General features: G+C 37.9%; 17 protein-coding genes. 4 read left to right on the top strand and 13 right to left on the bottom strand.

Features of this window, described 5'->3' with window-relative positions; all coding sequences use genetic code 11:
- The first annotated feature begins 90 nt into the window (after nucleotides 1-90).
- From I6U50_RS06670 to leuB, 4 genes are all read left to right on the top strand, one after another.
- On the top strand, nucleotides 91-1,263 hold the full coding sequence (locus tag I6U50_RS06670) for a 2-isopropylmalate synthase (RefSeq protein ID WP_193709961.1): 1,173 nt from the start codon (nucleotides 91-93) through the stop codon (nucleotides 1,261-1,263).
- Between the two features lie 121 nt (nucleotides 1,264-1,384).
- Nucleotides 1,385-2,767, top strand: a complete 1,383-nt coding sequence (gene leuC, locus I6U50_RS06665) for a 3-isopropylmalate dehydratase large subunit (RefSeq protein ID WP_198638279.1) — start codon at nucleotides 1,385-1,387, stop codon at nucleotides 2,765-2,767.
- Nucleotides 2,768-2,771: 4 nt separating this feature from the next.
- Nucleotides 2,772-3,386 carry a 3-isopropylmalate dehydratase small subunit gene (leuD, locus tag I6U50_RS06660; protein ID WP_198628987.1) on the top strand — a complete coding sequence of 205 codons (615 nt, stop codon included), beginning with the start codon at nucleotides 2,772-2,774 and terminating at the stop codon, nucleotides 3,384-3,386.
- A gap of 149 nt (nucleotides 3,387-3,535) precedes the next feature.
- Complete coding sequence (gene leuB / locus I6U50_RS06655; protein ID WP_198638278.1) at nucleotides 3,536-4,651, top strand: 3-isopropylmalate dehydrogenase; 1,116 nt, start codon at nucleotides 3,536-3,538, stop codon at nucleotides 4,649-4,651.
- 198 nt (nucleotides 4,652-4,849) lie between these two features.
- Here leuB and argH read toward each other — a convergent pair whose 3' ends face one another.
- The 13 genes from argH to ilvB all read right to left on the bottom strand — a co-directional run bounded on the left by argH (nucleotide 4,850) and on the right by ilvB (nucleotide 19,589).
- On the bottom strand, nucleotides 4,850-6,127 hold the full coding sequence (gene argH, locus I6U50_RS06650; protein ID WP_198638277.1) for an argininosuccinate lyase: 1,278 nt from the start codon (nucleotides 6,125-6,127) through the stop codon (nucleotides 4,850-4,852).
- Between the two features lie 142 nt (nucleotides 6,128-6,269).
- Entirely contained in the window at nucleotides 6,270-7,340 is a 1,071-nt protein-coding gene (locus tag I6U50_RS06645; RefSeq protein WP_198638276.1) for a M20 family metallo-hydrolase, read from the bottom strand.
- On the bottom strand, nucleotides 7,340-8,119 hold the full coding sequence (gene argB, locus I6U50_RS06640) for an acetylglutamate kinase (RefSeq protein WP_198638275.1): 780 nt from the start codon (nucleotides 8,117-8,119) through the stop codon (nucleotides 7,340-7,342). Before argB ends, I6U50_RS06645 begins: the two co-directional genes overlap by 1 nt.
- A gap of 47 nt (nucleotides 8,120-8,166) precedes the next feature.
- Nucleotides 8,167-9,135 (bottom strand): N-acetylornithine carbamoyltransferase, encoded by a 969-nt coding sequence (locus I6U50_RS06635; RefSeq protein WP_198638274.1) that lies wholly within the window; start codon nucleotides 9,133-9,135, stop codon nucleotides 8,167-8,169.
- Nucleotides 9,136-9,285: 150 nt separating this feature from the next.
- A complete protein-coding gene (locus tag I6U50_RS06630; protein WP_198638273.1) occupies nucleotides 9,286-10,416 on the bottom strand; it encodes an aspartate aminotransferase family protein in 1,131 nt (376 codons plus the stop codon).
- 2 nt (nucleotides 10,417-10,418) lie between these two features.
- Nucleotides 10,419-11,213, bottom strand: a complete 795-nt coding sequence (gene proC / locus I6U50_RS06625; RefSeq protein ID WP_193709970.1) for a pyrroline-5-carboxylate reductase — start codon at nucleotides 11,211-11,213, stop codon at nucleotides 10,419-10,421.
- A gap of 114 nt (nucleotides 11,214-11,327) precedes the next feature.
- Nucleotides 11,328-12,290: an N-acetyl-gamma-glutamyl-phosphate reductase gene (gene argC, locus I6U50_RS06620; protein ID WP_198638272.1), complete on the bottom strand. Its 963-nt coding sequence runs from the start codon at nucleotides 12,288-12,290 to the stop codon at nucleotides 11,328-11,330.
- Nucleotides 12,290-13,474, bottom strand: a complete 1,185-nt coding sequence (locus I6U50_RS06615; protein ID WP_198629004.1) for an argininosuccinate synthase — start codon at nucleotides 13,472-13,474, stop codon at nucleotides 12,290-12,292. The genes argC and I6U50_RS06615 overlap by 1 nt, the downstream gene beginning before the upstream one ends.
- Nucleotides 13,475-13,590: 116 nt before the next feature.
- Nucleotides 13,591-14,226: a GNAT family N-acetyltransferase gene (locus tag I6U50_RS06610; protein ID WP_193709973.1), complete on the bottom strand. Its 636-nt coding sequence runs from the start codon at nucleotides 14,224-14,226 to the stop codon at nucleotides 13,591-13,593.
- A gap of 337 nt (nucleotides 14,227-14,563) precedes the next feature.
- The gene (gene ilvA, locus I6U50_RS06605) at nucleotides 14,564-15,838 is read right to left on the bottom strand and encodes a threonine ammonia-lyase IlvA (protein ID WP_198629006.1); all 1,275 of its coding nucleotides are present in this window, start codon (nucleotides 15,836-15,838) and stop codon (nucleotides 14,564-14,566) included.
- Between the two features lie 2 nt (nucleotides 15,839-15,840).
- Complete coding sequence (ilvC, locus tag I6U50_RS06600) at nucleotides 15,841-17,316, bottom strand: ketol-acid reductoisomerase (RefSeq protein WP_193709975.1); 1,476 nt, start codon at nucleotides 17,314-17,316, stop codon at nucleotides 15,841-15,843.
- Nucleotides 17,317-17,325: 9 nt separating this feature from the next.
- Nucleotides 17,326-17,856 carry an acetolactate synthase small subunit gene (gene ilvN, locus I6U50_RS06595; RefSeq protein ID WP_193709976.1) on the bottom strand — a complete coding sequence of 177 codons (531 nt, stop codon included), beginning with the start codon at nucleotides 17,854-17,856 and terminating at the stop codon, nucleotides 17,326-17,328.
- On the bottom strand, nucleotides 17,856-19,589 hold the full coding sequence (gene ilvB, locus I6U50_RS06590) for a biosynthetic-type acetolactate synthase large subunit (RefSeq protein ID WP_198629008.1): 1,734 nt from the start codon (nucleotides 19,587-19,589) through the stop codon (nucleotides 17,856-17,858). Before ilvB ends, ilvN begins: the two co-directional genes overlap by 1 nt.

The raw sequence follows: 19,589 nt of genomic DNA, 5'->3' as shown, positions 1-19,589 counted from the left end.
AGTTAATTATCGTAATACCCTTATGGGCTAAAGCCTGAAGTGTTTAGTTAAGCAATACTTTAGTTAAAGATAAAGTAAAATAAATCTCTTATGAGCACAGAAAAGGTAGAAATTTTTGACACGACGTTACGAGACGGAGAGCAGGTTCCAGGTTGTAAATTAAACACAGCCCAAAAGCTAAAAATTGCCGCACGTCTCGATGAGCTGGGAGTAGATGTGATTGAGGCAGGTTTCCCTGTTTCCAGTCCCGGCGATTTTCAATCTGTTAATGAAATCTCTAAACTGGCAAAGAATGCCTCCGTTTGTGGGCTCACCCGTGCTGTAAAAAAAGATATAGAAGTTGCTGCAGAAGCTTTAAAACATGCTAAAAGACCACGTATACATACTGGAATTGGCACATCAGACTCACATATTAAGTTTAAATTCAACTCTACAAGAGAGGAAATTATTACTCGTGGTGCAGCTGCCGTAAAGCACGCTAAAAACTTTGTAGACGATGTAGAGTTTTATGCCGAAGATGCCGGAAGAACAGATAACGAGTTTCTTGCTCGCGTTTGTACAGAAATGATTAAAGCCGGTGCCACTGTATTAAATATTCCCGACACCACAGGCTACTGCCTTCCAGAAGAGTATGGAAGAAAAATAAAATATCTAAAAGACAATGTAAAGGATATTGATAAAGTCATTATTTCATGTCATTGTCATAACGATTTAGGTCTTGCCACAGCTAATGCAATTGCAGGGGTTATGAATGGTGCCCGCCAAATAGAATGTACCATTAATGGTATTGGTGAGCGTGCAGGTAATACAGCTTTAGAGGAGGTCGTCATGATCTTAAGGCAACACCCAACTTTGAATTTAAATACCTTAATAGATCCAAAATTCCTTTTTGATACCAGTTGTATGGTTTCACAGGAAATGGGAATGATGGTTCAACCTAACAAAGCTATTGTGGGTGCCAATGCATTTGCACACAGCTCGGGAATACATCAGGACGGTGTGATTAAAAATCGTGAGACTTACGAAATTATTGATCCTGCAGAAGTTGGGGTAACCGAGTCGGCTATCGTTTTAACCGCAAGAAGTGGACGAGCAGCTTTAGCTTACAAGGCGAAAAAAATGGGCTACGAGTTAACCAAACTTCAATTAGATGAAGTTTACACCGAATTCCTGAATTTTGCCGATGCCAGAAGATGTGTAGAGGATAATGATATTCACGAAATCATGGAAATTTCAAAAAGAAAAATAAGGGCAATAGCCTAATAAAACAGTTGTAAAACTTCAGAATAGCAGTATGCTACTTCCAGAGACAAGCCTCGGGATATTAAGTAAAACATAAAACTCTTATGCATTCCTTATAGGGAATTGAATTTATAAAAAACAAATGAAAAAAACTTTATTCGATAAAATTTGGGATTCCCATGTGGTAGAATCTATACCCGATGGGCCGGATATTTTATATATCGATAAGCACCTAATTCACGAAGTTACAAGCCCACAAGCTTTTAACGAACTTAAAGAGCGGGATATTTCTGTTTTTAGACCGAACCAAATTGTCGCTACGGCCGATCATAATACCCCAACTGAAAACCAGCATTTACCGGTTAAAGATTTATTATCCAGAAAGCAATTAAAAGAATTAACCCAAAATTGCGAGGATAATAATATTACGTTATACGGTCTTGGGCATCCCTATAATGGTATTGTTCATGTTATGGCCCCGGAACTTGGAATTACCCAACCGGGCATGACCATGGTTTGTGGAGATAGCCATACCTCTACCCACGGCGCCTTTGGCACTATAGCCTTTGGAATTGGAACCAGCCAGGTATCACAGGTTTTTGCCAGCCAGTGTTTATTGGTTGAAAAACCTAAAAAACTTAGGGTAAATGTAAACGGTAAACTGAAAAAAGGGGTTTTACCAAAAGATGTGATCCTCTATATAATTAGCAAACTGGGTACAAATTCTGGCACCGGCTATTTTTGTGAGTATGCCGGGAATGTTTTTGAAGAAATGTCTATGGAAGGCCGTATGACGGTTTGCAACATGAGCATTGAAATGGGCGCTCGTGGTGGTCTTATTGCTCCTGATGAAACTACTTTTGAATATGTAAAAGATAAAGAATTCGCCCCAAAAGGTGAAGAGTTTGAAGCTATGAAAGCTTATTGGGAGACACTGAAAACCGACGAAGATGCAGCGTTTGACCAGGAATATTCTTTTGATGCCGAAGATATTGAACCCATGATCACCTACGGAACAAATCCGGGGATGGGTATTAAAATTACCGGATCTATCCCAATGGAAGGTGGTAAAAGCGATGCCAAAGCCCTGGCTTATATGGGCTTTAAGCCTGGAGAAACTTTACTTGAAAAACCTATTAACTGGATTTTTATTGGAAGTTGTACCAATTCGAGGATTGAAGATTTTAGAGAAGCAGCAGCCTATATAAAAGGCAAGCAAAAGGCCGAAAATGTAAACGCATTAATTGTACCCGGTTCCCGCCAGGTGGCGGCCCAAATTGAAGCTGAAGGCCTACGCGAAGTATTTGAAAACGCCGGTTTCACCTTAAGACAACCGGGGTGTTCAGCCTGCCTGGCCATGAACGATGATAAAATACCGGCCGGAGAATACTGTGTCTCTACCAGTAATAGAAATTTTGAAGGAAGACAGGGACAGGGTTCCAGAACTATATTAGCAAGTCCGTTAACAGCTGCTGCAACTGCAGTTTCAGGAAAATTAACCGACTTCACAAAAAATTTAAATTAATTAAATGGAAAAGTTTATCACATTAACCGATACGGCGGTTCCTTTAGAAATAGAAAACGTAGATACCGACCAGATAATCCCTGCCAGGTTTCTTAAAGCCACCGATAAATCTGGTTTTGGAAAAAACCTGTTTCGTGACTGGCGTTTTGATAAAAACGATGAGCCAAATCCCGAGTTTGCTTTAAACAAACCAGAATATAAAGGTGCCATCCTGGTTGCGGGAGATAATTTTGGTTGTGGATCCAGCCGTGAGCATGCCGCCTGGGCCATAAAAGCATACGGATTTAAAGTAGTTGTTTCCAGTTATTTTGCCGATATTTTTAAAGGAAATGCCTTGAATAATGGCCTGCTTCCGGTACAGGTAAGCCCTGAATTTTTAGAAATTCTTTTTACTGAAATAACCAAAGACCCTTCGGTAGAAATTAAGGTAGACCTGGAAGCGCAGAAAATTGAAATTCCAAAGAAAAATATATCAGAAAGCTTTGACATTGATACCTATAAAAAAACCTGTTTAATCAATGGGTTTGATGATATAGATTTTCTGGTAAGCAAATTAGACGCCATAAAAGAATTTGAAAATAAGAAAGCGCAAAAATTACAAACGACTAAATCCTTGTAAGTTGGAATTGTTTTCGTCAAGCTGAACTTATTTCAGCTTCTAACGTGACAAAACAACTAAAAAGAACTTAGATCCTGAAATAAATTCAGGATAACGCAATCAAAAGCTTTCTGAAAATATTAAAAATAACCACACATATTACAAAAAAAATGAAATTAAAAATAGCAGTTTTACCCGGAGACGGTATAGGTCCCGAAATCACACAGCAATCGGTTAAAGTTTTAAAAGCTGTAGCAGATCGTTTTGATCACCAATTTGAATTTGAAGATGCCCTGGTAGGTGCAACAGCAATAGATTTGCTGGATAACCCGTTGCCTGAAGCTACCCTTGATTTGTGTAAGAAATCTGATGCTGTGTTATTTGGGGCTATTGGCCATCCAAAATACGACAATAACCCCGATGCAAAGGTAAGACCGGAGCAAGGGCTACTAAAACTAAGAAAAGGACTGGGGCTTTATGCCAATATTAGACCGGTTAAGGCCTACGATAAACTAGTTGAACAATCTCCATTAAAAGCCGATCGTATTGCCGGTGCCAATATGGTTATTTACCGGGAGCTTACCGGTGGCATCTACTTTGGCGATAAATTTACTGCCGAAGATGGGCAAAGCGCTACAGATGTTTGTTCCTATTCAGTAGAAGAAATCTCTAGAATGGCACACCTGGCTTTTAAAGCTGCTCAACAACGCTCTAAGAAACTAACGCTTGTAGACAAAGCCAATGTATTGGAAACCTCGAGGCTATGGCGAAAAACAGTAACTAAAATTGGCGAAGAGTATCCCGATGTGAGCCTGGATTTTCTTTTTATAGACAATGCCGCGATGCAAATGATTTTAAATCCAACTCAGTTTGACGTGATTTTAACCGAAAATATGTTTGGCGATATTTTATCAGATGAAGCTAGTGTAATTGGTGGAAGTATTGGTTTACTGGCCTCGGCATCTGTAGGTAAAGAGAATGCAATGTTTGAACCTATTCACGGTTCCTATCCGCAAGCAACAGGTAAAGGAATTGCTAACCCTGTGGCTTCTATTTTATCGGCAGCCTTATTACTGGAACATTTTGGGTTAATTGAAGAAGCTGAAGCCGTTAGAAAAGCTGTAGAACTAAGTATTAAATTGAATGTTTGCACAATAGACATTAATAAAGATAACCATTACACCACCGAAAAAGTGGGCGATTTCCTGGAAGGGCTTATTAGTGAAATTGATAATATTAATATCAATAACGAAAACCTAAATCTGGGACAAATGACCATCATTTAAGATTTTTTTTCTTCATTCATTTATGTTTTGAACCCTTCGCATTTCGTGTGGTTTTGCGGAGGGTTTTTTAGTGAAGCTAATTTTTTCGAGGATTAAAATCCTCTATAAATCTTAGATGAATAAACCCCGATGAAAATCGGGGTTTTATATTTATTTTTTATGCATTAAAACTCGGAAGGTTTACAACTCTTTAGCCTCCTATACCTCGTCCTTCTTTTTCTTAATCTCTTCTAAAGCCAAATTATCCTTACTTCCCAAATGCGAATGTTTCTTACCTTCAGCAGCCTTATAGGTTCCATCCTGAACCTCCCCGCCAATTACCTGGTAAGCTTCTCTAAAAGATTTTCCCTGCATCACCAGGTCATTAATACTATCTACCGTAAACAGGTACTTATATTTTTCATCTTGCAAATCAATATCTTTCACCTTAACTAGCCCGATAGAATGAATAAAAATATCCAGCACCTCTTTAATATTTTCAACAGCATATATACTGTTTTCCTTAATTAACTGGTAATCTCTATGGTAACCACTGGGAAGGTTGTTTGTTATTAAAATCATTTCATTGGCGATACTTTGTAGCTTATTACATTTCCCACGAATAAGTTCAAAAACATCGGGATTCTTCTTATGAGGCATAATACTGGAGCCTGTGGTAAGCTCATCTGGAAAAGTGATAAAATCAAAATTCTGACTCATATACAGGCAAATATCCATCGCAAAACGAGCTAAGGTATTAGCGACCGATGAAATATTAGCAGTTACCGTTCGTTCGCATTTTCCGCGACCCAATTGTGCGGCCACTACATTATATTTTAAGGTTGAAAAGCCCAATTCTTTGGTGGTAAAATCACGATCTATAGGGAAGGAAGAACCATAACCGGCTGCAGATCCCAAAGGGTTTTGATCTACAACCTTTAAACCGGCTTCCATTAAATAAAGATCGTCTATAAGCAGCTCGGCATAAGCTGAAAACCATAAACCAAAACTTGAGGGCATGGCCACCTGCAAATGTGTATATCCGGGTAACAATTTTTCCTGATGTGCATCTGCAAGGCCTAAAAGAACATCTATCAATTGCTTTGTTTTAGCTGAAATCTCCAACAGGTTTTCTTTAAAGTATAACTGCATAGCTACCAAAACCTGATCATTTCTAGAACGGGCGGTATGAATTTTCTTCCCGGTATCTCCCAGTACTTTTGTAAGTTCGAACTCGATTTTAGAATGTACATCTTCAAAATCTTCTTCAATCTGAAAAGTTCCATTTTCAAATTGCTGTTGAAGTTTATCTAATTCTACTTCTATAGCCGCCACTTCTTCTGAAGTTAAAATTCCTACTTTGCCCAACATTTTGGCATGTGCCTTTGAAGCTAGCAAATCGTATTCAACAAGGTGCATATCCAGCTCGCGGTCATTTCCCACCGTAAACTTTTCAATTTTTTTATCTATTGATATTCCTTTATCCCAGAGTTTCATAGAATTTATTTTAAGTTAAAATTAATTATAAACGTCATTCTGAATTTATTTCAGAATCTAAGTTGTTATATACCCGGAACGTATTAGAAGCTAAAACAAGTTCAGCTTGACGTAAATTTTTCTATCAGTCTACTTATAGTCTTTATATTCTCAACGCTTTTTCCAGTAACGTAATATACTTTTCAATCCCTTCTTCTATTTCCTTAACATAAATAAATTCATCGGCTGAATGTGACCTGGTAGAATCACCCGGCCCCAATTTTAAAGACGGGCAACTTAACATAGCCTGGTCTGAAAGGGTGGGCGAACCGTAAGTTTCCATTCCTAAAGCTATCCCGGCTTTTACCAATTCGTGATTTCCAGGAATAGATGATGAATTTAACCTAAGCGAACGCGCCTTAATCTCATCTACAGGAGCCTGCTTTTGCAAAATCTCCTCTATTTCAGCATTAGAATAAGCGTCATTTACCCGAACATCAATCACTAAATCTACGTGACCCGGCACCACATTATGTTGGCTCCCGGCATTGATTTGGGCTACGGTGAGCTTCACTTCTCCCAATGCTTCAGATGCTTTTGGAAACTTAAATGCCTCAAACCATTTTAAAACATCTGCGGTTTTATAAATAGAATTATCATCGTTAGGATGTGCCGCGTGAGATGGGGTTCCTTTTACTTTAGCATCAAAAACAACAAGGCCTTTTTCAGCAATGGCCAGTTTCATTAAGGTAGGCTCCCCAACAATAGCTACATCAATTTTCGGCATTTTTGGTAATAAATTGGCAATACCATTTTTACCATTTATTTCTTCCTCCCCTGTTCCTGCAAAAACCAAATTATAATCCAGATCTTTAGCTTCATAAAACCAGGTAAATGTTGCAAGTAAGGATACAAGACAACCACCGGCATCATTACTTCCCAATCCATATAGCTTACCATCTTCAATGCTAGCCTTAAATGGATCTCTGGTATAAGCAGAATTTGGTTTTACCGTATCGTGATGCGAATTAAGTAACAGGTTAGGTTTAGCTGAATCGAAATATTTATTGGTTGCCCAAACATTGTTTAAATCTCTCGTGAAAGGTATCCCTTTCCCCTTAAACCAGGCTTCCAGCAATTCAGCGGTTTTATCTTCTTCTTTTGAGAAAGATTGTGTTTCAATAAGGTTTTGCAACAAGCCCAGGGCTTCTTTTTGTAGTTCTTCAAGCTTCATTACTTACTTATTTTAGTATACGTAGATTCCTTTTTTAGCAACTGAAAATCACCCAAAAATATTTGCTTAACACCATGATCTAATGCCTGAAAACAGTTATGCAATTTTGGTAACATGCCATCACTTATTATTTTTTCCGATAACAACTCCTCATATTTTTCGCGATTAATTTCCCCAATTACAGAATCATCGTTTTTCGCGTCGGCTAAAACGCCTTTTTTCTCAAAACAGAAATAGAGTTCGGTTTCATAAATTGAACTCATTGCCTGGGTAATCTCAGCGGCAACAGAATCTCCATTGGTATTCAACAACAATCCTTCTTTAGTACAGGAAATGGCCGAAAAAACAGGTGTGATATTTTGCGCTAAAATGGAGTCTATAAAATTAGCGTTTACCTTTTTTACATCACCTACAAATCCAAAATCAACCTCCTTAACGGGACGTTTTTCAGAAATAATACTCAATCCGTCTGCTCCGCAAAGTCCTATAGCGTTATTTTGAAGCCCCTGTAATTTAGCAACAATATCTTTGTTGATAAGACCTCCATAGACCATAGTAATTACTTTAATAGAATTGGCATCGGTAATTCTTCTTCCTTCAAACATTTGGGTTTTATAACCTAGTTTACCCGCCATCTCAGTGGCCAGGTTTCCACCGCCATGCACAAGGATTTTTGGACCTTCTAAAGCAACAAAATCCTTTAGAAACTCAGTGAATTTCGCTTCATTTTCAATAAGTTTACCGCCAATCTTTACTACTTTTAGAACCTTTTTTTTCATACTTTGTTAATATTGTAGAATCGAGTACTTCTTAAACCAGGCATGCGTTATACATTTTTTCCTAAATCTTTTACTTTTTCTTCTAAAATCCTTTTTAAGACGGCTTGTGCTGCAAAGGTCCTATTTCCGGCCTGTTGAATCACTACCGAATTTTCTGAATCCAACACCTCATCGGCAATGACCATGTTTCTTCTTACCGGTAGGCAATGCATTACCCTTGCGTCATTGGTTAATTTTAATTTTTCGGCAGAAAAAGTCCAGTTTCGATCTTCATTTAACTTTTCTCCATAATTATCATAACTGCTCCAATTCTTAACATACACAAAATCGGCATCTTTTAATGCTTCGTCCTGGTTGTGGATAACAGGGACGTTTTTAGTGATTGCAGGATTAAGATCATAACCTTCGGGATTAGTGATTACAAATTCGGCGTCCAGTTTTTGAGCAACTTCAGCAAAAGAATTTGGTACACTCTGGGGCAAAGCCTTTGGGTGCGGTGCCCAACTAAGTACAATTTTTGGTTTATCTTTTTTGTTTAATTCTGAAATAGTAATCGCATCGGCAAGTGCCTGAAGTGGGTGACCTGTAGCGCTTTCCAGATTTACAACGGGTACTGAAGCATATTTTTTAAAACTGTTTAAAACGACCTCAGCTTCGTCTTTTTCTCTGTCTTTTAAATCTGGAAACGCCCTTACTGCAATAATATCGCAATACTGAGATAATACTGCGGCAGCTTCTTTAATATGTTCTGCTTTATCGGTATCCATAACCGCTCCATCTTCAAACTCAAGCTTCCAGCTATCGCTCCCTGCATTCATTACCATAACATCCATTCCCAGTAACTTCCCTGCCTTTTCAGTACTTAAACGCGTACGCAAACTAGGGTTAAAGAATAACATCCCCAGGGTTTTTCCTTTCCCTATTTCTAAAGCAGAGGTAGCTTTTTTAAGCTCCAGGGCTTCGGTAACTAAGCCTTGTAAATCTTGTATATCTGATAATTCTGTATAATTCTTCATGGTATTTTCTTTCTTTTGAAACAATCTTAAAACTTTGAAAAACTAAGTTATTAAAAGCTGAATCAAATTCAGCTTGACGACTTTTAAAGAATGCTTCTTTTACTATTGAAATTAATTTAAACCTATACTTTTTTAAAACTTCAAAATCGTTTAGTCTAAAGCAATCTTCAAAGCTTTAAAAAACGTATCAAAATGTTGTTTTTGAAGGTTTAATGGTGGTAAAATTCGCAGTAGATTTTTATTAGCAGCAGCAGCACCGGTAAAAATTTGATGTTTATACAACAAGTCTTTTCTTAACTGGGCGATGGGAAAATCGAATTCCAGACCAATCATTAAACCACGTCCTTTTACTTTTTTTATTTGAGATATTTCTGAGGCTTTTTCCTCAACATATTTAAATAGCTTGCCAGCATTTTCTACCAGATTGTCCTTTTCAATAATTTCCAGAACCGAAATTCCGGCGGCACAAGCCAGGTGATTTCCACCAAAAGTAGTTCCCAGCATCCCGGTTTTTGCTTCAATAGCCTTATCAATCAAAACTCCACCAATAGGAAAACCATTCCCCATACCTTTGGCTATAGATATTATATCGGGGCGAATTCCATGTTTTTGATAGGCAAAAAAGTCTCCCGTCCTTCCATAACCAGACTGCACTTCGTCTGCAATGATGGCTGATTGATACTGCTTAGATAATTCAGCTATCTTTTTATAAAACGCCGAGCTAGCTTCATCCAGGCCTCCCACTCCCTGTATCACTTCAAAAATTACCGCGGCAACATCTCCTTTTTTCAATTCTTCCTCAAGTGTTTCGGTATCTTCAAGAGCAAGCTTTGTAGCCTTGTGATTTTGGTTAAAAGGTGCTTTAATATTATCATTATCGGTTACTGCAACCACACCGGAAGTTCTTCCGTGGAAAGCGTTATCAAAGTAAATAACCCGATCTTTACCTGTATAAAAAGAAGCTACTTTTAATGCATTTTCATTGGCTTCGGCCCCAGAATTACATAAAAATAAATTGTAGTCTTTTATTCCTGAAACTTTCTCTAACTTATTAGCAAGTTCTTGTTGTAAAGGGTTTTTAATCGAGTTTGAGTAAAATCCAAGTTGAGCTACTTGATTGGTAACAGAGTTTACATAAGCCGGGTGGGAATGCCCAATAGAAATTACCGCATGACCTCCATAAAGATCTAAATATTTGTTTCCTTCTTTATCAAAAACATAAGCGCCCTTTCCTTTCACCGGAGTGATATCATAAAGCGGATAAACATCAAATAATTGCATAGTTAATTGGTTGTAATTGTGTTTATTTTTTTAAATGAGGATTGAATTCCTTTAATTAAAGAAGAACTCAAGCCATTATGTTCCATTTCGTTTAAGCCTTCTATTGTGCAGCCCCGTGGTGTGGTTACTTTATCAATTTCCTCTTCGGGATGTTTACCAGATTCTATAAGCAAGCTGGAAGCTCCCAAACAGGTTTGCATCGCTAATTGTTGTGCATCTTTAGCATCAAAGCCCAATTGCACGGCCCCTTGCGTGGTGGCACGTATTAACCGCATCCAAAATGCAATTCCACTGGCACAAATTACCGTAGCTGCCTGCATTTTGTTTTCTGGGATAATGATACTGCTACCCAATCGATTAAATATTGCTTCTGCAATAGCGATACGTTTCTCTCCCTTTTTGTTGCTACAAAGGCAGGTCATGGATTTTCCAACAGCAATAGCCGTATTGGGCATAGCCCTTACAATAAATTGCTCCTCCCCCACTATGGCTTCCATTGCAGGAATTTTAAACCCTGTTACGGTAGAAATAAGTACGTGCTTATCGGAAAGATCGTCCTTAATCTCTTCCAGAATCCCACCCATTTGTGTAGGTTGTACGGCAAAGATTAAAATATCTGAATTTTGAACTGCTTCCCTGTTATTAGCTGTTACCTTTAGCTTCGCATATTCTTCATAATCCTGAATATCTTCTGCTTTTCTTTTGGTTAAATACAAACTAGTGAAGGCATTGCTCACAATAAGGCCTTTCGCGATAGAAAGTCCTAAATTACCGGCTCCTATAATGGCTATTTTCATAATTCTTGGTTTTAGTTGGCTGGGCTTGTTATAAATTCACTACTATTCTTTTTTAATAGTTTTTATTAGTTAATGGTATTATGATTCGGACTTTTACCCGGAGGCAATATTTTGTTAAAAATAATTGGCCTTTAGTTTTAGTCCTAAGCTTTCTTCAAATCCAAACATCAAATTCATATTCTCAACTGCCTGTCCTGAAGCTCCTTTCAACAAATTATCAATAATACTGGTAATCAAAATCTTATCACCAAATTTCTGTAATTTCAATAAACATTTATTGGTATTTACTACTTGTTTTAGATGCAATGCCTCCTCAACCAAAAATGTAAACGCCGAATCTTTATAAGCTTCGGTGAAAATAGCTTTGGCTTCTTCTAAACTTCCATCAAACTTTGTATAAGCCGTGACGTGGATTCCTCTTGAGAAATTTCCCCTATTTGGAATAAAATTCAATTCTGGTAACTTATTGTCCTGAAGTTTTTTTAAACTCTGCCCTATCTCGTTCAAGTGCTGATGTTCAAAAGCTTTGTAACTGGAAAAATTATTATCCCTCCAGGTGAAATGTGTAGTGGCAGAAAGGGAGGTTCCTGCCCCGGTTGCCCCGGTAACCGCGTTAATATGAACATCGTTTTGTAGCAACCCCGCTTTTGCCAGCGGTAATATAGCTAAGCTAATAGCTGTGGCAAAGCAACCGGGATTGGCTATAAAGTTGGCTTTTTTAATCTTCTTCTTATTGAATTCAGGCAAACCGTAAACAAACTCGTGCTCACCATCCATCCTATAATCGGTACTTAAATCTATGATTTTGGTATTTGCCGAAAACTGGTTTTCAGCAAGAAATTTCACTGAATTTCCATGTCCCAAACATAAAAAAACCACATCTGTATTTTTATTGATCTCACCGCTAAATTCCAAATCGGTTTCCCCCAGTAAATCCTGATGTATTCCAGCAACCGGTTTTCCCGGTTGCGAAGTGCTATAAACAAAATCCAGTTCCACCTCCGGATGATATATTAAAATCCTGATAAGTTCTCCTGCCGTATATCCGGCACCACCTATTATTCCTGCTTTTATCATTATTCTCCTTTTACATGTTGATAAACCTTACCGGCATTAGATAAAATTTTTATAAAGCCTTTAGCATCATTTGCCGTCCAGGCCTTATTTTCCTCTCCATAATTTCCAAAGCTTGAATTCATTAAATCGTTTTTAGATTTAATTCCATCAAGTGTAAATCTATACGGATGTAGGCTTACAAAAACTTCCCCGCTAACCTGTTTCTGTGAACTTTCTAAAAAAGCTTCTAAATCTCTCATTACAGGGTCTAAATATTGGCCTTCGTGCAAATGTGTTCCGTACCAATTGGCTAAATAATCTTTATGTTGCAACTGCCATTTGCTAAGGCAATGTTTTTCAAGCAAATGATGTGCTTTAATGGTAATTTGGGCGGCAGCAGCCTCAAAACCAACCCTTCCTTTAATTCCAATAATAGTATCCCCAACATGGATATCTCTTCCTATGGCATATTTTGAAGCTATATTTTCAAGAATTTCAATATTTTTTTCTGGTGAATTCTCTTCTCCATTTATTGCTGAGAGTTCACCCTTTGCAAAACTCAAACTAATTTGTTTGGACGCTTTTTCCTGAAGTTGTGAAGGGTAAGCCAACTCAGGTAAAGGTTTTTCTGAAGTTAAAGTCTCTTCTCCTCCTACACTGGTTCCCCAAAGACCTTTATTAACCGAATATTTTGATTTCTCCCAGCTCATATCCACTCCATTTTCCTGTAAATAGGCAATCTCTTCCTGGCGACTTAGTTGTTTATCCCTAATAGGTGTAATAATTTCAATTTCGGGAGCTATAATTTGGAAAATCATATCAAACCTCACCTGGTCATTTCCAGCTCCTGTACTACCGTGTGCTATATATTTTGCATCAATACTTTTGGCATAATTTACAATTTCTATAGCCTGTACAATCCTTTCGGCACTTACCGAAAGTGGGTACGTATTGTTTTTTAAAACATTTCCAAAAATCAGGTACTTTACCACTTTCTGATAGAATGAGGAAACAGCATCTATATTCTTATAGGTTTTTGCCCCTATTTTTTGCGCATTTTCCCCAATTTTCTTAACTTCTTCTTCTGAAAAACCTCCGGTATTCACACTCACCGCATGAACCTCAAAATTTTCTTCTTTAGACAAATATTTTGCGCAATAAGAAGTGTCTAAGCCTCCACTATATGCAATAACTACTTTCTTCATTTTTATTTAATTTTTTAAAACGCCAAACTGAAATGGTTTCAGGATCTAACTAATTTAGAAGATGACTTCTCGACTCCGCTCGAAGTGACACGTTCAGGTTGACGATAAGTTTAATTTTAATTCTCGTTTTTCTCCTTTTTATAAAACAAGGTTTGTTTAATATTTTTCAGCCTTTTAAAGGCTTTCTTATTTAAGCTTTCTTTTTTCTGATTTTTTTGGAGCTCTTTTTTTCTTTCAGGATCGTACATCATTCCTGTACAAAGACACATATTTCGCTCTGTTCTGGTAAGGATATCGTAATTTTTACAGGTTTGACAACCTTTCCAAAACGAATCATCGTCGGTTAATTCAGAAAAAGTTACGGGCTGGTACCCCAGTTCATAATTTATTTTCATCACGGCCAGACCGGTAGTAATCCCGAAGATCTTTGCATTGGGATACAACTTTCTCGAATGGTCAAAGACCACTTCTTTTATTCTTTTGGCCAGTCCCTGGTTCCTAAAATTAGGGTGTACAATAAGGCCCGAGTTTGCCACATACCTGTCGTGACTCCAGGTTTCAATATAGCAGAAACCGGCAAATTCTTCACCTTCTAAGGCAATAACCGCGTTTCCCTTTTCCATTTTCCCAATGATATATTCAGGGGTTCTACGGGCAATACCTGTACCTCTAACTTTGGCAGATTCTTCTATAGTTGTACAAATAATCTCAGCATATTGAGCATGAGATTTATTAGCAATGATTATCTTCATTTGCTAAGAAATTAGTGAGAAAATAAATTTAATTTGGTCTTTTTGAGAGGGGAACCGGACTCACCTAAGTTCCATATAAATTATACACGCACAAACGTGCGACGCGGGAAGCGGCGGCGAATAACTATATTTTCAGAAGCAATTCTGAAATTAAATTTGGATAGTATGTTTTGTAAATCTTTCAAGGTATAGTTAAAGTCAAATAATATTAAAAAAAGGAAATAACCGTATTCTTCCTAGCAGCGGCGGCGCGGGAAGAAGCGATAAACGGGAAATATTATTTTCTTTATTGAAAGCATAACGCAAATGTACATAATTATTTTAACCAACAAAATATTTATACTAAATACTGAAACAAATTAGGCTTGTCATTAAGATATTCCCCATAAAAATTATTCGCTTTCATTCTATCAAGCAAAGGTTGAAAATCTGCCGGGTCATTGAGTTCTATCCCAACAACCGCAGGAGCATTCTCCCTATGATGCTTTTTTGTGTATTCAAAATGGGTGATGTCATCATTAGGTCCCAACACCTTGTCTAAAAAATCTTTTAAAGCGCCTGCCCTTTGCGGGAAACTTATTACAAAATAATGCTTTAAACCGGCATACAATAAAGCACGTTCTTTAATTTCTGCTGTTCTGGTTATATCATTATTGCTACCACTAACAATACACACCACATTTTTACCTTTAATTTCTTCGGCAAATAAATCTAGTGCACTTATGGCCATTGCTCCGGCGGGTTCCACTACAATAGCATCCTGGTTATATAAATCGAGGATAGTTTGGCAAATCTTGCCTTCCGGAACCGTGATCATTTTATCCAGGTTCTCTTTACAAATTTCGAAATTACGGCTACCAACTTTTTGTACTGCGGCTCCATCTACAAAACGTTCTATAGACTCCAGTTCTACTAATTTCCCTTCTTTTAAAGAGGTTGTCATAGATGCTGCTCCCTGGGGTTCCACACCTATAATTTTAGTACTGGGGGAAATCTCTTTAAACATAGAAGAAAGCCCGGCCAATAAACCACCTCCACCCAGTGGGGCGAAAACATAATCTATAGGTTCATTTGCCTGTTCTAATATTTCGAGACCAATAGTAGCCTGTCCTTCAATAACCTTTTCATCATCAAAAGGATGAATAAATACAAGACCAAATTTCTCGGCATGTTTCATAGAGCTCTTAAAAGAGTCATCAAAAGTATCGCCTTTAAGTACTACTTCTACCCAATCTCCTCCAAACATCTTAGTTTGATCTACTTTTTGTTTGGGTGTAGTAATTGGCATATAAATCACGCCCTTTGCCTGCAACTTATTGCAGGCAAAAGCAACACCTTGCGCGTGATTTCCTGCGCTGGCACAAATAACCCCTTTATCCAACTGCTGCTTTGGCAAGCTTGAAATCTTATTATAAGCTCCGCGTATTTTATAGGAACGAACTTGTTGCAAGTCTTCTCTCTTCAACATTACATTTGCCGAAAACTTCTTGCTATACGTAAAAGATGGTGTTAAAGGTGTCTTTACAACCACTTTAGAGATACGCTCTACCGCTTCTTTTACAGCTTTTAATTGAGGTTTGTATATTTTTTTATCTGCCAGCAAAATATCCATATTTATTCGTGTATTCTTTTCATTGCGGTCATTGCTTTTCGCAATCTTCCACCTACTTTTTCTACCGGATGTTGTCTAATGCCATCATTAACAGCAATAAGCTCCTGGTTATCTACCCCGGTATATTCGGTCCCAAAAGAATGGCCAATCACCTCTTTTGGTAAGGCATTTACATAATCTTTAATAAGCGGTTTTGCCGAATGGTCAAATAAATAACAACCGTATTCTGCCGTATCGGAAATGATCCTATTCATTTCAAATAATTTCTTTCTGGCTATAGTGTTGGCAATTAGTGGAGTTTCATGCAAAGATTCGTAATAAGCAGAATCTGCAATAATACCGGCTTCAACCATAGTTTCAAAAGCTAATTCTACTCCAGATTTTACAAAGGCTACCAATAGCACCCCTTTATCAAAATATTCCTGCTCCTTTATTTCTTCTGAAGTGGCTTCAGATTTTTCAAAAGCAGTTTCACCGGTTGCTGCTCGCCACTCCAGTAATTCCTTATCATTATTCCCCCAATCTTCCATCATTCTACTGCTAAAAGCTCCAGAGATAATATCGTCCATATGTTTTTGAAAAAGCGGACGCATTAATTTCTTCAGTTCTTCTGAAATTTCATTAGCCTTAATCTTAGCAGGATTTGAAAGCCTATCCATCATATTGGTAATACCACCGTGCTTTAAGGCTTCGGTAATAGTTTCCCATCCATATTGAATAAGTTTTGAAGCATAGGAAGGCTCTACACCTTCAGCTACCATTTTATCATAACTTAAGATAGAACCTGTTTGCAGCAATCCGCATAAAATGGTTTGCTCTCCCATTAAATCAGATTTTACCTCGGCAACAAACGAAGATTCTAAAACCCCGGCACGGTCTCCACCGGTAGCCACAGCATAAGCTTTAGCCCATTCGAAACCAATTCCCTGCGGATCGTTTTCAGGATGTACCGCTATTAAAGTAGGAACACCAAAACCTCTTTTATATTCTTCCCTCACTTCACTTCCCGGGCATTTAGGGGCTACCATAATTACGGTAATATCTTCCCTAATTTTCATTCCCTCTTCCACGATATTAAATCCGTGGGAATAAGAAAGTACCGCATTTTTTTTGATATGTGGCTGAATAGCCTTTATAACTGAAGTATGTTGCTTATCTGGTGTTAGGTTAATTACCAAATCGGCTTTAGGAATTAATTCTTCATAAGTTCCTACCTCAAAATTATTCTCTGAAGCATTTTTAAAAGACTGGCGTTTCTCCTTAATGGCACCTTCGCGCAGGGCATAGGAAATATCCAGGCCGCTATCGCGCATATTTAAACCCTGGTTAAGGCCTTGTGCGCCACAGCCAACTATTACTATTTTTTTTCCTTTTAAAGCAGCCACTCCATCGCTGAATTCATCGCTATTCATAAACCTACAGGTTCCCAGCTGGGCTAATTGTTCACGTAAAGAAAGACTGTTAAAATAATTCGTCATCACTTTTATTTAATTGGTTGTATCAAATTGTTCTAAAATATTCGAAATCTGCATTTCATTTTTGGTTACCGCAATAGTACCCGAACGTACAAACTGCATCAAACCATAAGGCTTTAATTTTTCATAAAGATTATCGGTTTCGTGACGTTTTCCGGTTTTTTCAATCACAAAAAACTTTGGGGTAACCGTTACAATTCTTGCGTTAGATTCTTTTATAAAATCCTGTATATTAAGATCTTCCACAAATTCTGCCGAATTTATCTTATAAAGCGCAGTCTCCTGGTAAATCATTTCCTTATCGGTATGATAAAAAGCTTTAATTACTTCTATTTGCTTTTCTATTTGCCCCACGATCTTTTTTACCTGTTCTTCTGTAACCTGCACCACAATTATAAATCGCATAACCCCATTCACCTCACTTCTGGAGGCAGTTATACTTTCTATATTAATATGTCTTCGCTGAAAAATAGCAGCAATACGACTTAAAAGGCCGATATTGTTTTCGGTATAAACCGAAACAGTAAAATTCTTCTTTTCCATTACTCTAATCTTATATCTGAAACTGAAGCCCCGGTTGGAACCATTGGGAAAACATTTTCTTCCTGTTCAACTTTTACTTCAAGGAAATAAGCTTCATCTGATTCCATCATTTCCTTAACCGCATCTTTTAAATTTGCCCGTTCACTTACCTGCCTGGCTTTAATATGATATCCTTTGGCAATAGTTATAAAATCGGGGTTAATCATTTCTGTGGAAGCGTAACGTTTTTCAAAAAACAACTGTTGCCATTGTCTCACCATTCCCAAAAAGTCGTTATTTAATACAACTATCTTTACGGGAACTTTCGTTTGAAAAATGGTTCCTAATTCCTGTATGGTCATTTGGTAACCACCATCTCCAATTATAGCTACCACGTCTCGTTTGGGCGCACCCATTTTAGCTCCAATAGCTGCCGGTAATGCAAAGCCCATAGTTCCCAATCCGCCAGAAGTCACATTACTTCGGGTTTGATTAAATTTTGTATATCTACAGGTTGCCATTTGATGCTGCCCCACATCTGAAACCACTACAGCGTTTCCATTTGAACAGGTGTTTATTTCATCAATAACTTCCGCCATTCCTATTTTACCCCGTTCAGCATTCAAATCGTTTTTTATAACCTTATCAAATTCAATTTTATAATGCTCTTTGAACCTTTGGTGCCAGGCTTCGTGTTTATTCGGTTTTAAATGTTCCAATAAAACTCTAAGGGTTTCATTTACATTTCCTAAAACAGGAATATCGGCATAAACATTTTTATTGATTTCGGCAGGATCTATTTCAAAATGAATCACTTTTGCCTGCTTCGCATATTTCTCTAAATTTCCGGTAACCCTATCATCAAATCGCATCCCAATAGCGATTAAGACATCGCACTCATTGGTTAGTACATTAGGACCATAATTACCATGCATTCCTACCATCCCTACATTAAGTGGATGATCTGTTGGAAGAGCCGAAAGACCCAAAATTGTCCATGCAGCCGGCACACCCGACTTTTCCACTACTTGTTTAAAAAGTTCTTCTGCACCCCCTAGAATTACTCCCTGACCAAAAACAATCATCGGTCTTTTGGCATTATTAATGGCCTGGGCAGCTTTTTCAATTTGGTTAGGGTCTATTTTAGGAATAGGCTTATAACTTCTAATTCCTGAACATTTTTTATACGAAAAATCCAGACTTGCAAACTGTGCATCTTTAGTGATGTCTATCAATACCGGTCCAGGTCTTCCAGATCGGGCAATAAAAAAAGCCTTTGCCAAAACTTCAGGAATTTCTTCTGCTCTGGTAATTTGGTAATTCCACTTGGTAATAGGGGTAGAAATTCCAATAATATCGGTTTCCTGAAAAGCATCACTTCCTAATAAATGAGACCCTACCTGCCCGGTAATACATACCATTGGGGTAGAATCTATTTGTGCATCTGCAATTCCAGTGACCAGGTTGGTGGCACCCGGTCCCGATGTTGCCATAGCAACACCTACCTTTCCGCTTACCCTTGCATAGCCTTGCGCTGCGTGAGTTGCAGCCTGCTCGTGACGGGTAAGGACGTGGTGAATTTGTTTCTGATATTTATACAATTCATCATAAACGGGCATAATTGCTCCGCCGGGATAGCCGTAAAGCGTATCCACTCCTTCCTCCAACAAACATTTTATCACCGCTTCAGCTCCTGAAACTGTGGTTGTTTTTGGAGAAGCTGTTTTCTCGAAACTAGCTGTTTTAACTTCCAT

Source organism: Salegentibacter maritimus (genome assembly GCF_016236975.1).
GTDB classification, from domain to species: domain Bacteria; phylum Bacteroidota; class Bacteroidia; order Flavobacteriales; family Flavobacteriaceae; genus Salegentibacter; species Salegentibacter maritimus.
This window is presented reverse-complemented; position numbering and strand designations above follow the sequence as displayed.